This is a genomic window from Massiliimalia timonensis, from assembly GCF_900186585.1.
GTDB classification, from domain to species: domain Bacteria; phylum Bacillota; class Clostridia; order Oscillospirales; family Ruminococcaceae; genus Massiliimalia; species Massiliimalia timonensis.
Genome location: NZ_FYDD01000003.1, coordinates 585,593 through 601,120, shown reverse-complemented (window position 1 = coordinate 601,120; position 15,528 = coordinate 585,593). Strand labels below are relative to the sequence as shown.

The window sequence follows — 15,528 nt, the reverse complement described above, 5'->3', positions numbered from 1 at the left end:
CTTCCCCCTATTCCAAAATAACAATGTCGCCTTCTTCCAGCCCACTTATAACCTCATACTGTGTTGCTGTTTCGATTCCCACTTCGATGTCCTTCTCGCTTCTGATATTGTCCTCAGATAGCACACGTGCTGTATAAATCCCCATATATTGGATCACTGCACGTTTTGGTACGAGCAAAACATCTTCCTTCTGTTCCAGAACTACTTCAAAGCTGGCGCTGTCCCCGATCTCTACACCCTCAGGCACTTTATTTAGCTTGATGAACGCCGTTTCCTTCCGAAGCTCTTGCTCCTCTGCCGGAAAATCAGATGGTGTCGTTACCACCTCGCCAGTAACTGTTTTTCCACTCACAGTTGCTGTAACAGGCATCCCCACCTTCATTTTCAAAGCGTACCCGCCTGTATATTCCAGAATCAAATCAGAGGGATCAGAAACCTTGACCAGTGTTTTGAGCGCAGGAACATAATCACCAATTCCAATCTCCTCCATATAGGTGATCTTTCCGCTGCTCGGTGCAACGATCTGTGACTTATCCCGGGTCAGCTTCAAATCCTCCAGATCGATCTGTGCGATTTCCAGATCCTTTTTCTTTACCTTGACACTATAATTGTCGCCATCCTGGTTTTCCATGTCTTTGATTTCTAATTTCAAATCTTTGATTTGGTAATCAAGCTCCAGTGCTTCATCTGGAAACTGTTTTTTCCTGTCCTCTAAATACTCCAGCTTTAACTTCTTGCGTTCTAATTCATTGGAGGGATCCTGATCCTGTAATTGTTCTAATTCCAGCTTGATTTTATCGATCTCAAGCTGCTTTTTTTGAATATCCTTTTCCAACGAGTCCGTGTCAAGCTCGGCAATCAGTTGCCCTTTCTTGACGGTATCCCCCAGCTTGACATTCATAGATTTCAGATACCCGCTGCGGTATGTAAAAGAAAGAGAATACTGCTTTTTGCTCCCGATATTCCCTGAGCCTTTCGCCGTATTCACAATGTCCCCGCGTTCTACCACTTGTGTTGTATATTCAACAGCCTCCGGCTCTTTGACCGGCGGCGGCAAAAGTTCCTCTTCCTCCGGCATCATAGAGCACCCCTGCAACAGCAATGTGATCATCGAGATAGACGCCAGTATTTTTAGCCTTAACTTACACATGTCAGCCTTCCTCACTTTTACTTTTCATTTCAGGGCTATTATAATACACAGGAATAAATATTGCTAGTTTTTTCTTATTATATAAAAAAATATTTAGCAGGATGACAAATAAATAAAAAAATATTATTGATATTGCCAAGTCAGAAAGGGCAAAAAAATACGCAGGCATATTACCTGCGTATTTTTCATCTTTTTTCATCGGCTGTGCATACCGTTATCTCAAATAATATGAACTTATCTGTGTCCTATAACCTTTCCCGATCATATTCCATTATTTTTCCGTTCTGAGCATTGATCTCATAATCATACTCATAGCCGCTGGCAGCGAATTCCACATCATATTTGTTATCCTCGCCGTCAAAAGAAGCTTCTATCCAATCCGGATCACTGATCCCAGCCTGTTTTAAGGCAATACTTTTCGCTTCCTCTTCTGAAATAATAACTCCTGTTGAACTGCTGTTCCTATCATCGTCATCTAACCGTTCCTTGTCTGCTGCAAGGACCTTTCCAGACACGGCATGGATCTCGTAATCATACTCAAATTCCCCGTCCATAAACTCAACATTGTATTCCCTGTCATCACGGTCTAAGGAAACTTTCACGTTTTTTGCTTGATTAACCCCAGCGGCCTTTAAAGCAATATTTTTCGCTTCCTCTTTTGAAATAAAGCTGTTATTTCCAGTGGAGTTATTTCCGCCTTGGCTGTTTTCGGAAGAAGAATTGGAGGAGTTTGCCTGCTGGCTATTGTCAGTTCCGTCTTTTTCTACCTTCAGCACCTTGGCGGTAACAGCGTCTATATCATATTCATACTCTGCATTTCCACGGACAAATTCAATCTCATATACCATTACGCCATCGTCAAAATCGAGCTCCGCTTTTAACAGCTGCACTTCAGAAGCACTTACTCCCGCATGTGCAAACGCCGCTGATTTCGCTTTTTCTACGTCAATATATGCTTTATCGCTTGGATTTCCCTGTGTTATCGTATCATCTAAATTTACTTTTTGGGAATCTGCGATTAGGTAAAGGTCATTGATCGATAATTTTGCCAAATCAGCAAATTGTTTCGTACTGTCCTGAGCGCAGATGCTCTGGATCAGGGAAGCTTTACCCACCGAAATCTGATACTGCTCAGAAAGTTTTTGCAATTCATCGCTTTCTGCGGAAACGGTCTGCGCCTTCAAGGCTGGGTCCACCTGACTGCTGGACAAAATCGCACTGATCTCTTCCATTAAGCGGTTTTCCAACTCTGCGCTTTTTTCTGCGTCATCATTATCAACAGAAATTAAAATAGAATTTTTCAGTTCGTCAATATACCCGTTTTTCAGCATAGAACCAATCAACGCGTTGACTGCCACATCAAAATCAACGCCCTTTAATTCCATACCATCCAGAATTTCATTTGCGTCTTGGTTTAATGCCTCCACTTTCAAAACTTTATCCTGCCGGTTGATCTCCAGTTCAATGCTTGGGTTTACATCAATTCCGATCACAGAATCGACCGCCATATAATTGTATCCAAATATGCCGGCGCCTGCCACTACAACAACCGCTGCCGCCGCAGAAGCTAACCCCGCGATCCATTTTTTCCTTTTGCTGGTGTTTACCACCTGTACTTCCATCTGATTTGCCATATCCGTACACTCCTCTTTCTGTGTTTGACATTGCTGGAGGACCTGAGCCAATACATTAGGAGTTGCCTGCCGGATCTCTTCTGCCAGCCTATTCTCAATTTCTCGATTGGTCATCCTTGTTCCTCCATTCGTTTTTTCAATTTCATTAGTGCGCGGCGATATTTGGAAAGCACAGTCGGCAGCGGTAATCCCACTAAAGATGCGATTTCCCTGTGTTTCATTCCGGAAACCGCATAAAGGGTGACGATCTGCCGTTCCTCATCTGTCAAAATCTGCATAGCAGCCTGTAATAGCAATTTGTTGTTTGACTCAGAAACAAAATCCCGTGCTTCATGAATATCCCACGATTCTTCGATAGAAACCGCACTGTTCTCTTTTAGTTGCCGCAGCTTCATCAAAGAAAGGTTTCGGACGATCCTTAAAACCCAAGCCATTGGTTTTCCCTGCGGTCGATACTTTTCCGCACCGGCATGGATTTTTAAATAAGCGTCCTGCATCACATCTTCCGCAAGTGTGTGATCCTTCAAAATTGACAAGGCAAAGCCATAAACCGCAGAAGCAGTTGCCTGATACAAACTGGCAAATGCCTGCTGGTCACCTTTTGCCACCCTTAAGATCCATTCTTCTTCCAAGGGCAGTGTATTCTGCTGTAAGGTGCTTTTTATCGTCGACGTCAAACCAATAAAAATCATTGCTTTTACCTCTTCATTAGAATAATGCTCAAATAGTTAGATTTATTGCACGGAATTTAAAATTTTTTTATCATCCTATGGCCCTGACAATACAAAAGCGGCATGCAAGGCATAAAAGAATTTTCTATCACCTTAAAAGTCTGTTTGCCCTGTTATGATTACCGCGAACCTGCCAAAACAAAAACAGCGATACTGTAAGGCATGAAAGAACTTTGTTCTGAGAGCTGCTTTTTAGGACGTTGAACGACCCGTTTAACGTTATAATAACATATTTATCAAAAAAATGGAAGAATCCTTGCTTTTACGCAGGTTGCCTTATCAAACCCTTTTTGTTATAATATGGATAAAATCAAACGCGTTAGGAGATAAAAATGATAAAGGCAGTTCTGTGGGATATTGACGGCACGCTCCTTGATTTTAAAAAATCAGAACGCTATGCGCTAAAAACATGTTTTTCCCGATTTGGACTGGGAATATGCGACGATGATGCGATCAAACGATATTCAGCCATTAACCGGACGCTTTGGGAAAAGCTTGAAAAAGGCGAGATCACAAAACAAGATGTCCTTCTTGGAAGATTTCAAGCATTTTTCAAGGAAGAACAGATCTCATTCGACCAAGTCGAAGCTTTTAATGAAGAGTACCAGCTCTGTCTGGGGGATCGATTTTTCTTTTGTGAACATGGGCTGGAAACGGTGACAGCGCTTAAAGGCCTTGTCAAGCAATACGCAGTAACAAACGGCACTCTAGCCGCTCAATCCAGAAAGCTTCAAAAATCAGGGCTTATCAGCCTTTTTGATGATATTTTTATCTCAGATCAGGTCGGCTTCGAAAAACCAAGCCGAGAGTTTTTTCAGTTTGTATGGGACCGGATCGGAGATTGTAAGCGCCATGAGGCGATCATCATTGGGGATTCCTTGACCAGCGATATGCTGGGCGGGTATCAGTTTGGTATTTTGTGCTGCTGGTATAACCCACTGCATGCCGCCGCCCCTTCAGATATAAAGATCGATTACACGATAGATCATTTAAGCCAAGTCTTGCCTCTGATAGATCACCATCAATAAAAAGCAGTACAAGTTTTCACTTGTACTGCTTTTTATTGATAATAGAACATATTTTATTTTAAAACCGTCGTCAAAAATTCCCGTGTCCGGTCGCATTTTGGGTTTCCAAACACTTCGTCCGGCGTTCCCTCTTCCAAAATAACGCCGCCGTCCATAAAAACAACCCGGTTGGCTACTTCCCTTGCAAAGCCCATTTCATGGGTCACCACAATCATTGTCATGTTTTCTTCCGCAAGCTGACGAATGGTTTCTAAAACTTCCCCCGTCAATTCCGGGTCCAGTGCAGAGGTAGGTTCGTCAAACAACATAATATCCGGATTCATCATCAACGCACGGGCGATCGCAACACGTTGTTTCTGACCGCCGCTCAGAGAGGCTGGAAATACATCCGCTTTAGAGAGCATCCCCACTTTGGAAAGGTATTTTTGGGCATTCTCCCGGATCGTTTTCGGATCCTGCTGTTTTACAAGCTTAGGCGCCAATTCCAAATTCTGCCGTACGGTCAAATGCGGAAAAAGATTAAAATGCTGGAATACCATCCCCATTTTTAAGATCAGCTTTTGAATCTCCCCCTGAGATACATAAACGCCGTCCTGCACTAAGGGATCCCCCTCAATGATAACTGTTCCGGAATCCACCTTTTCAAGGTCGATCAAACACCGCAGCATGGTCGATTTCCCGGAACCGGAGGAGCCGATCACCGCCAGCACATCGCCCTGATGGACATCCAAGGTGATCCCTTTGAGCACTTCTACATCAAAGGACTTTTTCATGTCTTTTATCTGTACCATTTTCATGACTGTTCCCCTCCCTTACTGAAAGCTATATTTCTTTTCTAGCTTTTTGAAGATGATTGCGGGAACCGTTGTCAAAATCAAATAGAAGATCATGCAGAAGAAATACGGCAGAATCGTTGCCTGAGCGTTTGCGATATTTTTTGCCGCTTCCAAAAGGTCGCCCATCCCGATGACAAAGACCAGAGAAGTGTCCTTCACCAGCGTAATGGTTTCATTTGCCAAGGAAGGCAGTGCTACACGGAACATCTGTGGGAAAATGATCCGAAACATGGTCTGCGTCCGGTTTAATCCCAATACTTTGGCGGCTTCATACTGACCCTTGTCTACTGCTAAAAGCCCGCCGCGGAAGATCTCAGCAAAATATGCCGCATAGTTTAGGGTAAATGCGATCAAAGCTGCCGCCATCCGGCTGGTCAAGGTCAGGTACGGCCCAACTACCGGTAAAAACGGCAGGCCGTAAAAAATTGTAAAGATCTGAAGCATCAGCGGCGTTCCCCGCATGATGTAAATATAAAAATTCAATACCGCCTTTAAGGGCTTAAAGCGGCAGCGCACCCCCAGCGTCACCAGCATCCCCAGCGGGAGCGCCATGACATAGGTCGCGCAAAATACGATAATCGTTATTCCAGAACCCTTTAAAAGCTGCTGAAGCATCCCTAAGTAGTCCATTGCAGAATCCTCCGTTTGATTTGTTTTTTGGCATCCCAGCCAAGATTGATAACGTAGTAACACACTAAAGTATATTATACTATAACTTCCCAGCCCTACGCAACCAATTTTTCAGAAAAAAGCAGAAAACAGAAATATTTCCACCTTTTTCCCAATTATTTGTGATATTTTCCGTTGCAGTTGATTTGAAATGCACGGTAAATCTGTTCCAGCAGCATTACTCTTGCAAGCTGGTGCGGAAAGGTCATTGGGGACATGGATAATTTCCAGTCGGCCCTATCCTTTACCTGCTGAGATAACCCATAGGAACCGCCGATCACAAAGCTGATCTCACTCACCCCATTTAAAGAGATTTCTGAAATTTTCCGGGCAAGCTGCTCGGAAGTAACGTTTTTCCCCTCAATGCACATTGCGATTTGGTATCCGCTTTTGACGCGGCCCATGATCTCTTTTCCCTCTTCCTCAATGCATTTTACGATTTGGCTGTCAGAGGGCTCAGAGGGCAGCTTATATTCCGGCAGCTCTATCATTTGCAGTTTACAGAACGCTTTCAGCCGCTTCTGGTATTCCGCGCATGCGTCCTGCCAGTAGCGTTCTTTCAGTTTGCCAATATGTATCAAATTGATCGTCAGCATAGGCTTTCCTTCTCATAAATTCTATACAAAGCTATTTAATTTCCATCCATTTTCCCTGATTTGCCTTGGGCGCTACCATCAGTTCAAAATCCTTTGCGGCAACCGCGCCGCATTCCCCTAAAATATGTACAATGTTTGCATACGCAAGCTCAGGACGGTTGTTTTCCTCACTTAAATGGCCCAGCACAAAACGCTTTACCCCGGCTTCATATAAACGTTTGATCTCTTTCCCGCAATCTTCGTTGGACAAGTGCCCGTGCGCTCCTGAAATACGGCGTTTTAAGAAAAACGGATATTTCCCAACTGCCAGCAAAGATTCCTCATAGTTGCTTTCCAACATTACTAAATCGCTTTGCACTAAGTGGCTGTGGATCTCCTCTGTCATATGCCCCAAATCGGTACAGACCGAAACCTGTTTCCCATCGGGAAGCCCGATCCGGTAACACTGGCTTTCTTCACAGTCATGCGGCGTGGGAAAGGCGGTTATCTGAAAACTACCAGCCCTGACCCCTTCTCCCGTCGCCAACTGCATCGGTGCTTGTACCGAAAGCACCTGTTTTTCCAGCAATCTTTTTAAGGTACCCCTTGACGCATAAACCGGCACTTTCAAAGCCTGCTGGATTCTGGCTAACCCTTTGATATGGTCAGAGTGCTCGTGTGTGACAAAAATGCCCTGGATCGCTTTGGAATGAATTCCAATCAAAGCCATATGCGCGGCAAAAGACCGTATCCCGATACCGGCGTCGATTAAAATGCCCTGTTTTTGATCCCCAACGTAAATACAGTTTCCGCTGGAAGAGCTTGCCAATGGATAAATAAATGACATACGTTTCGTCCTTTTCTGAATGGTTTGCAAAAAGAAAGCCACTTAAATGATAAGTGGCTGGATCGTCTTTTTATTACAGTGCCTGTTCTAAAACACGGTCAGGGATCGAAATCTTTTTCACATCAGCGCCAATGGCAAGAAGCTTCTTTTCAATATCTTCATATCCGCGTTCTACATGAAAAATATCTTCGATCTCAGTTGTCCCCTCTGCAGACAGCGCCGCAATGACCATGGCGGCACCCGCGCGCAGATCTACTGCTTTTACCGGTGCGGCAGTAAAATGTGGAATTCCTTCCACTACCGCCACTCTGCCGTCTACCGATACCACTGCTCCCATGCGGCGCAGCTCATCAATGTACCGGAAACGATTGTCCCATACTCCTTCTTTTACAATGCTTGTCCCCTCCGCCAAACACAACAAGGTGGTGATCTGCGGCTGCATGTCGGTAGGAAAGCCGGGATGTGGCAAGGTCTTTACATCACACTGTTTTAATGGGCCGACATACCTGACACGGACAGCATCATCATATTCAGTGACTTCTACGCCCATTTTCCGCAGTTTTACCGTGATCGGTTCCAAGTGCTTCGGAATCACGTTCTGGATCAAAAGATCCCCTTTGGTAGCCGCCGCCGCTACCATATACGTTCCAGCCTCAATTTGGTCCGGGATAATGGAATATTCCACCCCATGCAGGTGGTTCACTCCCCGGATCTTAATAGTATCTGTCCCGGCGCCCATAATATCAGCGCCCATAGAGTTCAAAAAGTTTGCCAAATCGACAATATGCGGTTCACGCGCAGCGTTTTCAATAATAGAAACGCCCTCTGCCTTTACCGCCGCCAGCATAATATTGATAGTAGCACCAACAGAAACCACATCTAAATAAATCGTTGACCCGGTCAGCTTTTGAGCCTTTACATTGATCACGCCGTATTCCAGATTCCAGTCAGCGCCAAGGGTCTTAAAGCCTTTTAAATGCTGGTCGATTGGTCGAACGCCAAAATTACATCCTCCCGGCAGCGGAACCTTTGCATGCTTAAACTGTCCCAATAAAGAACCCAAAAAATAATAAGATGCACGCATCCGCTTTGCCTGTTCATAAGGAACTTCCGGATTGCGGATTCTTCTTGTGTCGATCTCCAAGGTTGTTTTATTGATCACTTTGATGGAGGCGCCCATCTCGTGTAAAATACTAGTTAAAATAGAAACATCACTGATGTTTGGTATGTTTTCAATGACACAGGGAGTATCTGCTAAGATAGTCGCAGCTAAAATCGCCACAACGGCATTTTTTGCTCCACTGATCGGCACTTCACCGTACAGTTTCTTTCCGCCGTTGATGATGTATTTTTCCAAAATGCTCTCTCCTTTGTTACTCATAGAGTTTATTATAGCATAAAGTTCCCCAATTGAAAAGCAATTTTACAAATTTTAATAATTTGTCACTTTTCATTACCGTTTGGCGATTTTCCCTAATGCCAAGCAAAGAAAAATAAGAGCCAGAACACTTTCCAGCTCTTATTTATCTTGCCCACAATTATTTAAAATTATCCCTTAATCGCTCAAAAAATGATTTTCTTTTTTCATAATTTTTTTCATTTAATGATTCATCAAATTTTTTCAGCGAATCCATCTGCGTTTTATTTAAATTCTGCGGCACCTCAACGACCATCGTTACAAATTGGTCGCCGCGCCCGCGCCCGTTTAAGCGCTGTACCCCTTTTCCGCGCAGACGGAACACTGTTCCGGGCTGAGTACCGGCAGGGACCGTATATTCCACTTTTCCGTCGATCGTCGGAACGATCAGCTTATCGCCGGATACCGCCTGAAAATAAGTAATCGGAATATCGCACCATACGTCGTATCCATCCCTGCGGAACAAGGTATCTGGACGCACTGTAACTGTTACGGCAAGATCTCCGGCCGGGCCGCCGTTAGCCCCGCTGTTGCCCTGTCCCCTTACAGCCAAAGTCTGGCCGTCGTCAATCCCTGCTGGGATCTCGACCTCGATTTTTTTGGTCTGAGCCACTTGCCCGGAGCCATGGCAGGTCTTGCATGGGTGGTCAATGATCGTTCCTTTTCCGCCGCACCGTGAACAGGTGCGGGTAGTCTGGATCACCCCTAAGGGGGTCCGCTGTGCAACGCGCGTCTGCCCCGTACCGCCACAGTCCGGGCAGGTCTGCGGATTATGTCCCGGTTCACAGCCATTCCCATGACAAGCGTTGCAGGTTTCCTGCCGGGTAACACGGATTTCCTTTTTTACCCCTTTGCAGGCTTCAAAAAAATCAATGGTAATACTGCTGCGCAGGTCTGCTCCCCGTCTTGGCGCGTTGGGGTTTGCCCTTCTTCCGCCGCCAAAGCCGCTGAATCCACCGCCAAACATATCAAAAATATCACCGATGTCTCCAAAGTCAAATCCGCCGCCGCCAAAACCGCCGTATCCTCCAGCTCCGCCTGCGCCGTAATTAGGATCGACCCCAGCATGGCCAAATTGATCATAACGGGATTTTTTCTGAGGATCGGACAGTACTTCGTAGGCTTCATTGACTTCTTTAAAATGTTTTTCCGCTTCGGCATCACCAGGGTTTAAGTCCGGATGATATTTTTTCGCCATTTTGCGGTATGCTTTTTTTAGTTCATCTTCCGAAGCGCCCTTCTGAACACCCAGCACTTCATAATAATCTCTTTTATCAGCCAAGCTGTTTACCCACCTTTTCTACAACAGTTTGCAGTTAGAGAATCCCCTAACTGCAAACGATCTTCCTGTTCAGGAAACTATTTGTTGTCGTCATTTACTTCCGTAAAATCCGCGTCAACATAATCTGCATTTGCGCCCGCGGCATTCTGGTCAGCGCCAGGCTGTGCACCTGCCTGAGCCTGCTGCGCCTGCTGAGCAGCCGCATACATCTTTTCACTGATCTTATAGAAAGACTGCTGCAGTTCTTCCTGTTTTGCCTTGATCGCATCGTAATTTTCGCCTTTGAGTTCTTCTCTCAAAGCGCTGATCTTAGCTTCCACATCCGCTTTTTCCTCTGCGGAAACCTTATCGCCCAGTTCGTTCAAAGTTTTTTCGCACTGGAAGATCATCTGGTCAGCACCGTTTCTGATGTCGATCTGTTCTTTGCGTTTTTTATCTTCTGCAGCAAACTGTTCCGCTTCTTTTACCGCCTTGTCGATATCGTCTTTAGACATATTGGTAGAAGAGGTAATGGTGATCTGCTGTTCTTTTCCGGTACCCAGATCCTTTGCGGATACATGGACGATCCCGTTTGCGTCAATATCAAAGGTAACTTCGATCTGCGGAACACCGCGCGGTGCAGCCGGGATCCCATCTAAATGGAACATCCCCAAAGTTTTGTTATCCTTTGCAAATTCACGTTCACCCTGCAGGATGTGGATCTCAACAGAGGTCTGGTTATCCGCAGCGGTGGAATAAACCTGTGTCTTTTTGGTCGGGATCGTGGTATTGCGTTCGATCATTCTGGTGCAAACGCCACCCAAGGTTTCAATCCCCAAGGACAACGGAGTAACATCCAGCAAAAGCAGGCCCTTTACTTCGCCGCCTAATACGCCGCCCTGAATCGCAGCGCCCATTGCAACGCACTCATCCGGGTTGATCCCTTTGAACGGATCTTTCCCGATCACATTTTTTACAGCATCCTGGACAGCTGGGATACGGCTGGAACCGCCCACCATCAAAACCTTATCCAGTTCAGAGCTGGAAAGCCCGGAGTCCTGCAATGCCTGACGTACCGGCCCCATGGTGGCTTCTACCAGGTCAGCGGTCAGCTCATTAAATTTTGCACGGCTTAGAGTCATATCCAAGTGTTTCGGGCCAGTGGCGTCCGCGGTGATAAACGGGAGATTGATCTGGGTAGTAGGCATGCTGGAAAGCTCGATCTTCGCTTTTTCAGCAGCTTCTTTCAGTCTCTGCATCGCCATGTTGTCAGAAGACAGATCAACGCCGTTATCGCGTTTAAATTCCGCAACCATCCAGTTGATCACTCTCTGGTCAAAGTCGTCGCCGCCAAGGTGATTGTTCCCGGCAGTTGCCAGAACTTCCTGAACACCGTCGCCCATTTCAATGATAGAAACGTCAAACGTACCGCCGCCGAGGTCGTATACCATGATCTTCTGTTCCTGTTCTTTATCTACCCCGTAAGCAAGAGCCGCCGCAGTTGGTTCGTTAATGATACGTTTTACATCTAAACCGGCAATTTTCCCAGCGTCCTTGGTCGCCTGACGCTGTGCGTCGGTAAAGTATGCCGGAACGGTGATGACCGCTTCTGTTACAGTGCCTCCCAAATAGCTTTCAGCGTCTGCTTTCAGTTTTTGCAGGATCATTGCAGAAATTTCCTGCGGGGAATATTTCTTCCCGTCAATATCAACCTTGTAGTCACTGCCCATATGGCGTTTGATGGATGAAATGGTTCTGTCGTGGTTGGTTACCGCCTGGCGTTTTGCCACCTGGCCTACCATTCTTTCTCCAGTTTTGGAGAATGCGACCACAGACGGGGTGGTTCTTGCGCCTTCTGTGTTTGCGATAACGACCGCTTCGCCGCCTTCCATAACAGCAACGCAAGAGTTGGTAGTACCTAAGTCAATTCCAATAATTTTTCCCATAATAATCTTCCTCCTAAAAATCTATCTGATTGATTGTTTTACCATTTTTGATTTATGGATTCGCTACCACGACCATGGAATGGCGGATAACGCGATCACCGATTTTATATCCCTTTTGGAACACCTGGCAAACGGTGTTTTCTCCGTATTGATCATCCTCTACCTGGTTCACCGCGTTGTGGACTTGTGGGTCAAACGCCTCGCCCAAGGCCGGAATTTCTTCCACGCCCAACTTTTTCAAGGTTTCACTGAACTGGTTAAAGATCATCGCAACGCCCTGTTTAAAGGTTTCATCGGAGCACTCTGTCTGCAAGGCTCGTTCAAAATTATCAAGCACGCCCAAAACAGATTCTACACAGTTTGCTTTTGCAAAGTCATAAAGCTCATCTTTTTCTTTGGCTGTTCTTTTTTTATAGTTGTCGAACTCTGCCATTTGACGAAGAAGCTTATTTTTTAATTCCTCATTCTCTGTCTGCAAAGCTTTTATTTCTTCCTGCCCCGGCTGTTCCGCCGTGCTGGGATTTTCTGCCGTTTCCTCCGCAGTTTGATCCACCATCGGTTCTTCGGGCATTTTTTTCTCTTTTTCTGCCATGTCTGATTCTCCTTTTATTTTGTTTCATGTTCTTCATGTAATATATCGGATAACATTTTTGTAACGCTATCGGAAAAATACTGCATATACGGAATCACCTTTGCATAATCAAGCCTTAAAGGTCCGATGATGCCAAGCGAGCCGCCTTGCGCCTCCCCTATCCTATAAGGAGAAACCACCATGGAAGAATTGGTGATAGAAAAGGTCTCATTTTCCTTTCCGAAAATCACCTTGATCCCGCTAAACGCTTCGGATAAAAGCCGCGCCAGCTCCTGCTTTTCATTCAAAAACCGGACGATCTCTACACTGTCCATATTCCCCGCTTCTAACAAGCGCTGTTCCCCGCGGATATTTACGTTATCGTGAGAAAATTCCTCACTCAGCTCATAAACAGCATATAACAGCGGAGAAAGGGAGATCATATAACTGCCGAGCGCGATCGCCAAATTTTGAAGCATAGCAGGCGTCAGTTCATCAATGTTGATCCCTTTCAGGTTTTTATTGACAAACTCAGCAAAAAAGCCAAGCTGTTCGTTGGTCAAATCAAATTCCAAACGGCAGATCTTATTCTTGATCGACCCGCTGGAGGTGATGATCAAAAGTGCATACAGCCTCCGTCCCGCCGGGATTACTTCTACCCGAGTGATCACAGAAAAATGCGGCATATTGTTGGTGTTGACCACTGTCAGCTGGGTCAGATCGGAAAGCACCTGCACCGCATTGTCCACCACGTTCTCAGCCGTGATGCCGTTTCTTGTCAGCTGCTCGTCGATCTCATGCTTCTCCTTTGCTGACAACACATACGGCCGCATCAGGCGTTCAATATATAACCGGTATCCCAAATAGGTGGGGATGCGCCCCGCCGAGGTATGCGGCTGTTCTAAAAGCCCCATTTTTTCCAAGGCAGCCATATCGTTTCGTACTGTGGCGGAAGAAACATTGATTTTAGAGCTGTTTAAAATCGTTTTAGAACCCACCGGTTCCCCGGAGCGGATGTATTCTTCCACGATCGTGGCCAGCACCAGCAGCTTGCGGTCGTCTAAAGCCAATTTTCTCACCACCTGTTATTTGTTTTATCACTTGTTTTTCACATCTTCATTCTTTTAGCACTCTTCTATCTCGAGTGCTAACTATAATTTACCACTCAAATCCAATTCTGTCAAGGCTTCTTTTCACAAATTTTGTAAATTAAATTTTAACAATTCCGGTAAATTTTTTACCGCCTCAAATATGCGATTGCAAAACAGTTTTCAAATTGTTATAATGATAATATCCTAATCTTCGGAGGTCAATATGGACGAATTAGTAATACATACCGCATGGACAGAACAGGATATTAAAAAGGGGGCTTTCTATAACATTATCGTGCGCCGCCCCGTGCTGCAGATATTGTGCCTGTTGCTCTTTTTAGGCGGGCTGTTCTGTCTGATCTTTCCAGATATCATGCGCCTTCATTATATTTTTGCAATTATTTTTATGGTCTATCCATTTGTACTGCTTTTTTTGCAGTTCCGCCAAATCAAGCGGGTCGTAGCGCGCCGTAAGGACTGGCTCGGCCAGCCGCAAGTCATTACGATCAGCGACGAATCCATCACCCTGCGCAGCGACATTGAAAATCAAGATTTGGACTGGGGAAATATCCGGGCGGTACGGGAACTGTCCGACCAGTTTTTATGCTACACTACCGTCAACCGGCTGATCTATCTTCCAAAGCGCGATTTCTCTGCGGAACAGATCAATGCATTTCGCGGAATGGTGATCAACCATCTGTCCTATAAAAATTATACTTTGAAATAAAAGCCAGCGAGCCACGGGAAAATCCCGTGGCTCGCTGGCTTTTTGGATATTACAAAAACGGGTCGTGATCTAAAAATTGCAGACAGATCCGGAAGCATTTCTCTTCGTTAGGATGTATCCATTTCAGCTTTCCTTCCCGGCGGACAACATCCCGGCCGTCAGGATAGCAGTTTCCCGGTTCCAGTCCCATCACATAATCCTTTGTTCCCATCATCTTCCACTGGGTAAAGCAGTCCAGTTCCCTTGGGTCAAAGCTCATGACCAGCCCTTTGCTGATTTTCGGGTTAAAGATCCCTGCCCTACCCTCTTTCTCAAAGGTATGGTAAAAGCACTGCTCCTGATACTGCGGCTGTGGCGGAATTATTTCGTCCCAGGCGGAAAGCCCCTTTTCCGCTTCCCTGTCGCGCGGGCGCATCGAATCGGAAGGAATATGAAGCTTTGCAGTTTCACTTAATAGCGGATACCCCATATTAAAATGGTACAGCAGCATCAGGGGGCTTTCCCTGTCCCCGATATTCCTGACACGGTCCTCCAGTTCGATCGTATTTTCCTCTAACGAACAGGTTATTGTTCTCTCCAGCGCCAATTTGTCGCCGAAGATCTCCGCGTCGTACATTTTGGCAGAGATCGAAATTTTTTCATCATCTACCAGCCAGTTCAGCTGCTGCGCCGGCTTGTGGGAGATGGTGCCATGCATCGGCAGGTCTTCCCCTTCGTCCTGGCAGGCGGCGCCCGCGGCGCGCAGGCCGCAGGTGGTCAAAAAACCCGCCGTAAAGGATTTTAAAAACCCTTTTCCCACAGGATCATAATACTGCGGGGCCACATAGCCGCAGGGGGAGAAAAACCCCATATTCGCGCCTTGGAAAGAAACACGTGAAATATCGCTGCACCGGTCGGCTGAAATGGTAAATTCCAAGCCCTTTCCATTGCGCACCTGAAGTAGGCGCATTCCATCGCCTGTTCCGCCAACTAAACGGTGCTCCTCTACGCCGTAGATCTGCGAATCATGTCCCAAATAAGATTCAACCATGCTTTTTCCCCCGTT

At 45.9% G+C, this 15,528-nt stretch carries 16 protein-coding genes; 2 read left to right on the top strand and 14 right to left on the bottom strand.

Annotated features, from left to right (window positions below; all coding sequences use genetic code 11):
• Window positions 1-7 precede the first annotated feature (7 nt).
• From CIB36_RS04900 to CIB36_RS04885, 4 genes are read right to left on the bottom strand one after another with little or no spacing between them, the layout of a single operon-like run.
• A complete protein-coding gene (locus tag CIB36_RS04900) occupies window positions 8-1,150 on the bottom strand; it encodes an efflux RND transporter periplasmic adaptor subunit (RefSeq protein ID WP_093988418.1) in 1,143 nt (380 codons plus the stop codon).
• A gap of 1 nt (window position 1,151) precedes the next feature.
• On the bottom strand, window positions 1,152-1,349 hold the full coding sequence (locus tag CIB36_RS04895) for a hypothetical protein (RefSeq protein WP_093988417.1): 198 nt from the start codon (window positions 1,347-1,349) through the stop codon (window positions 1,152-1,154).
• Window positions 1,350-1,395: 46 nt separating this feature from the next.
• A complete protein-coding gene (locus CIB36_RS04890; protein WP_093988416.1) occupies window positions 1,396-2,898 on the bottom strand; it encodes an anti-sigma-I factor RsgI family protein in 1,503 nt (500 codons plus the stop codon).
• Complete coding sequence (locus CIB36_RS04885; protein ID WP_093988415.1) at window positions 2,895-3,476, bottom strand: RNA polymerase sigma factor; 582 nt, start codon at window positions 3,474-3,476, stop codon at window positions 2,895-2,897. The genes CIB36_RS04890 and CIB36_RS04885 overlap by 4 nt, the downstream gene beginning before the upstream one ends.
• Before the next feature lie 371 nt (window positions 3,477-3,847).
• Between CIB36_RS04885 and CIB36_RS04880 the strand changes: the two genes are divergently transcribed.
• Window positions 3,848-4,543 carry a YjjG family noncanonical pyrimidine nucleotidase gene (locus CIB36_RS04880; RefSeq protein WP_093988414.1) on the top strand — a complete coding sequence of 232 codons (696 nt, stop codon included), beginning with the start codon at window positions 3,848-3,850 and terminating at the stop codon, window positions 4,541-4,543.
• 53 nt (window positions 4,544-4,596) lie between these two features.
• Here CIB36_RS04880 and CIB36_RS04875 read toward each other — a convergent pair whose 3' ends face one another.
• The 9 genes from CIB36_RS04875 to hrcA all read right to left on the bottom strand — a co-directional run bounded on the left by CIB36_RS04875 (window position 4,597) and on the right by hrcA (window position 13,735).
• Window positions 4,597-5,340 (bottom strand): amino acid ABC transporter ATP-binding protein, encoded by a 744-nt coding sequence (locus CIB36_RS04875; protein ID WP_093988413.1) that lies wholly within the window; start codon window positions 5,338-5,340, stop codon window positions 4,597-4,599.
• A 15-nt stretch (window positions 5,341-5,355) separates the two neighbouring features.
• A complete protein-coding gene (locus CIB36_RS04870) occupies window positions 5,356-6,009 on the bottom strand; it encodes an amino acid ABC transporter permease (RefSeq protein WP_093988412.1) in 654 nt (217 codons plus the stop codon).
• A gap of 155 nt (window positions 6,010-6,164) precedes the next feature.
• The gene (gene rlmH, locus CIB36_RS04865; protein ID WP_093988411.1) at window positions 6,165-6,644 is read right to left on the bottom strand and encodes a 23S rRNA (pseudouridine(1915)-N(3))-methyltransferase RlmH; all 480 of its coding nucleotides are present in this window, start codon (window positions 6,642-6,644) and stop codon (window positions 6,165-6,167) included.
• A 31-nt stretch (window positions 6,645-6,675) separates the two neighbouring features.
• Complete coding sequence (locus tag CIB36_RS04860) at window positions 6,676-7,470, bottom strand: MBL fold metallo-hydrolase (protein ID WP_093988410.1); 795 nt, start codon at window positions 7,468-7,470, stop codon at window positions 6,676-6,678.
• A 73-nt stretch (window positions 7,471-7,543) separates the two neighbouring features.
• On the bottom strand, window positions 7,544-8,827 hold the full coding sequence (locus CIB36_RS04855) for a UDP-N-acetylglucosamine 1-carboxyvinyltransferase (RefSeq protein WP_093988409.1): 1,284 nt from the start codon (window positions 8,825-8,827) through the stop codon (window positions 7,544-7,546).
• A gap of 181 nt (window positions 8,828-9,008) precedes the next feature.
• Window positions 9,009-10,169, bottom strand: a complete 1,161-nt coding sequence (gene dnaJ / locus CIB36_RS04850) for a molecular chaperone DnaJ (protein WP_093988408.1) — start codon at window positions 10,167-10,169, stop codon at window positions 9,009-9,011.
• Window positions 10,170-10,246: 77 nt separating this feature from the next.
• A complete protein-coding gene (gene dnaK / locus CIB36_RS04845; protein ID WP_093988407.1) occupies window positions 10,247-12,094 on the bottom strand; it encodes a molecular chaperone DnaK in 1,848 nt (615 codons plus the stop codon).
• A gap of 52 nt (window positions 12,095-12,146) precedes the next feature.
• Window positions 12,147-12,686, bottom strand: coding sequence for a nucleotide exchange factor GrpE (gene grpE / locus CIB36_RS04840; protein WP_093988406.1), 540 nt, complete (start codon window positions 12,684-12,686; stop codon window positions 12,147-12,149).
• Between the two features lie 14 nt (window positions 12,687-12,700).
• On the bottom strand, window positions 12,701-13,735 hold the full coding sequence (gene hrcA / locus CIB36_RS04835; RefSeq protein ID WP_093988405.1) for a heat-inducible transcriptional repressor HrcA: 1,035 nt from the start codon (window positions 13,733-13,735) through the stop codon (window positions 12,701-12,703).
• Between the two features lie 244 nt (window positions 13,736-13,979).
• Here hrcA and CIB36_RS04830 point away from each other — a divergent pair, with 244 nt between their 5' ends.
• Window positions 13,980-14,483, top strand: coding sequence for a YcxB family protein (locus CIB36_RS04830; RefSeq protein WP_093988404.1), 504 nt, complete (start codon window positions 13,980-13,982; stop codon window positions 14,481-14,483).
• A 49-nt stretch (window positions 14,484-14,532) separates the two neighbouring features.
• Here the strand turns inward: CIB36_RS04830 and CIB36_RS04825 are convergent, their stop codons facing one another.
• On the bottom strand, window positions 14,533-15,513 hold the full coding sequence (locus CIB36_RS04825; RefSeq protein ID WP_093988403.1) for an aldose 1-epimerase family protein: 981 nt from the start codon (window positions 15,511-15,513) through the stop codon (window positions 14,533-14,535).
• Window positions 15,514-15,528: the final 15 nt, after the last annotated feature.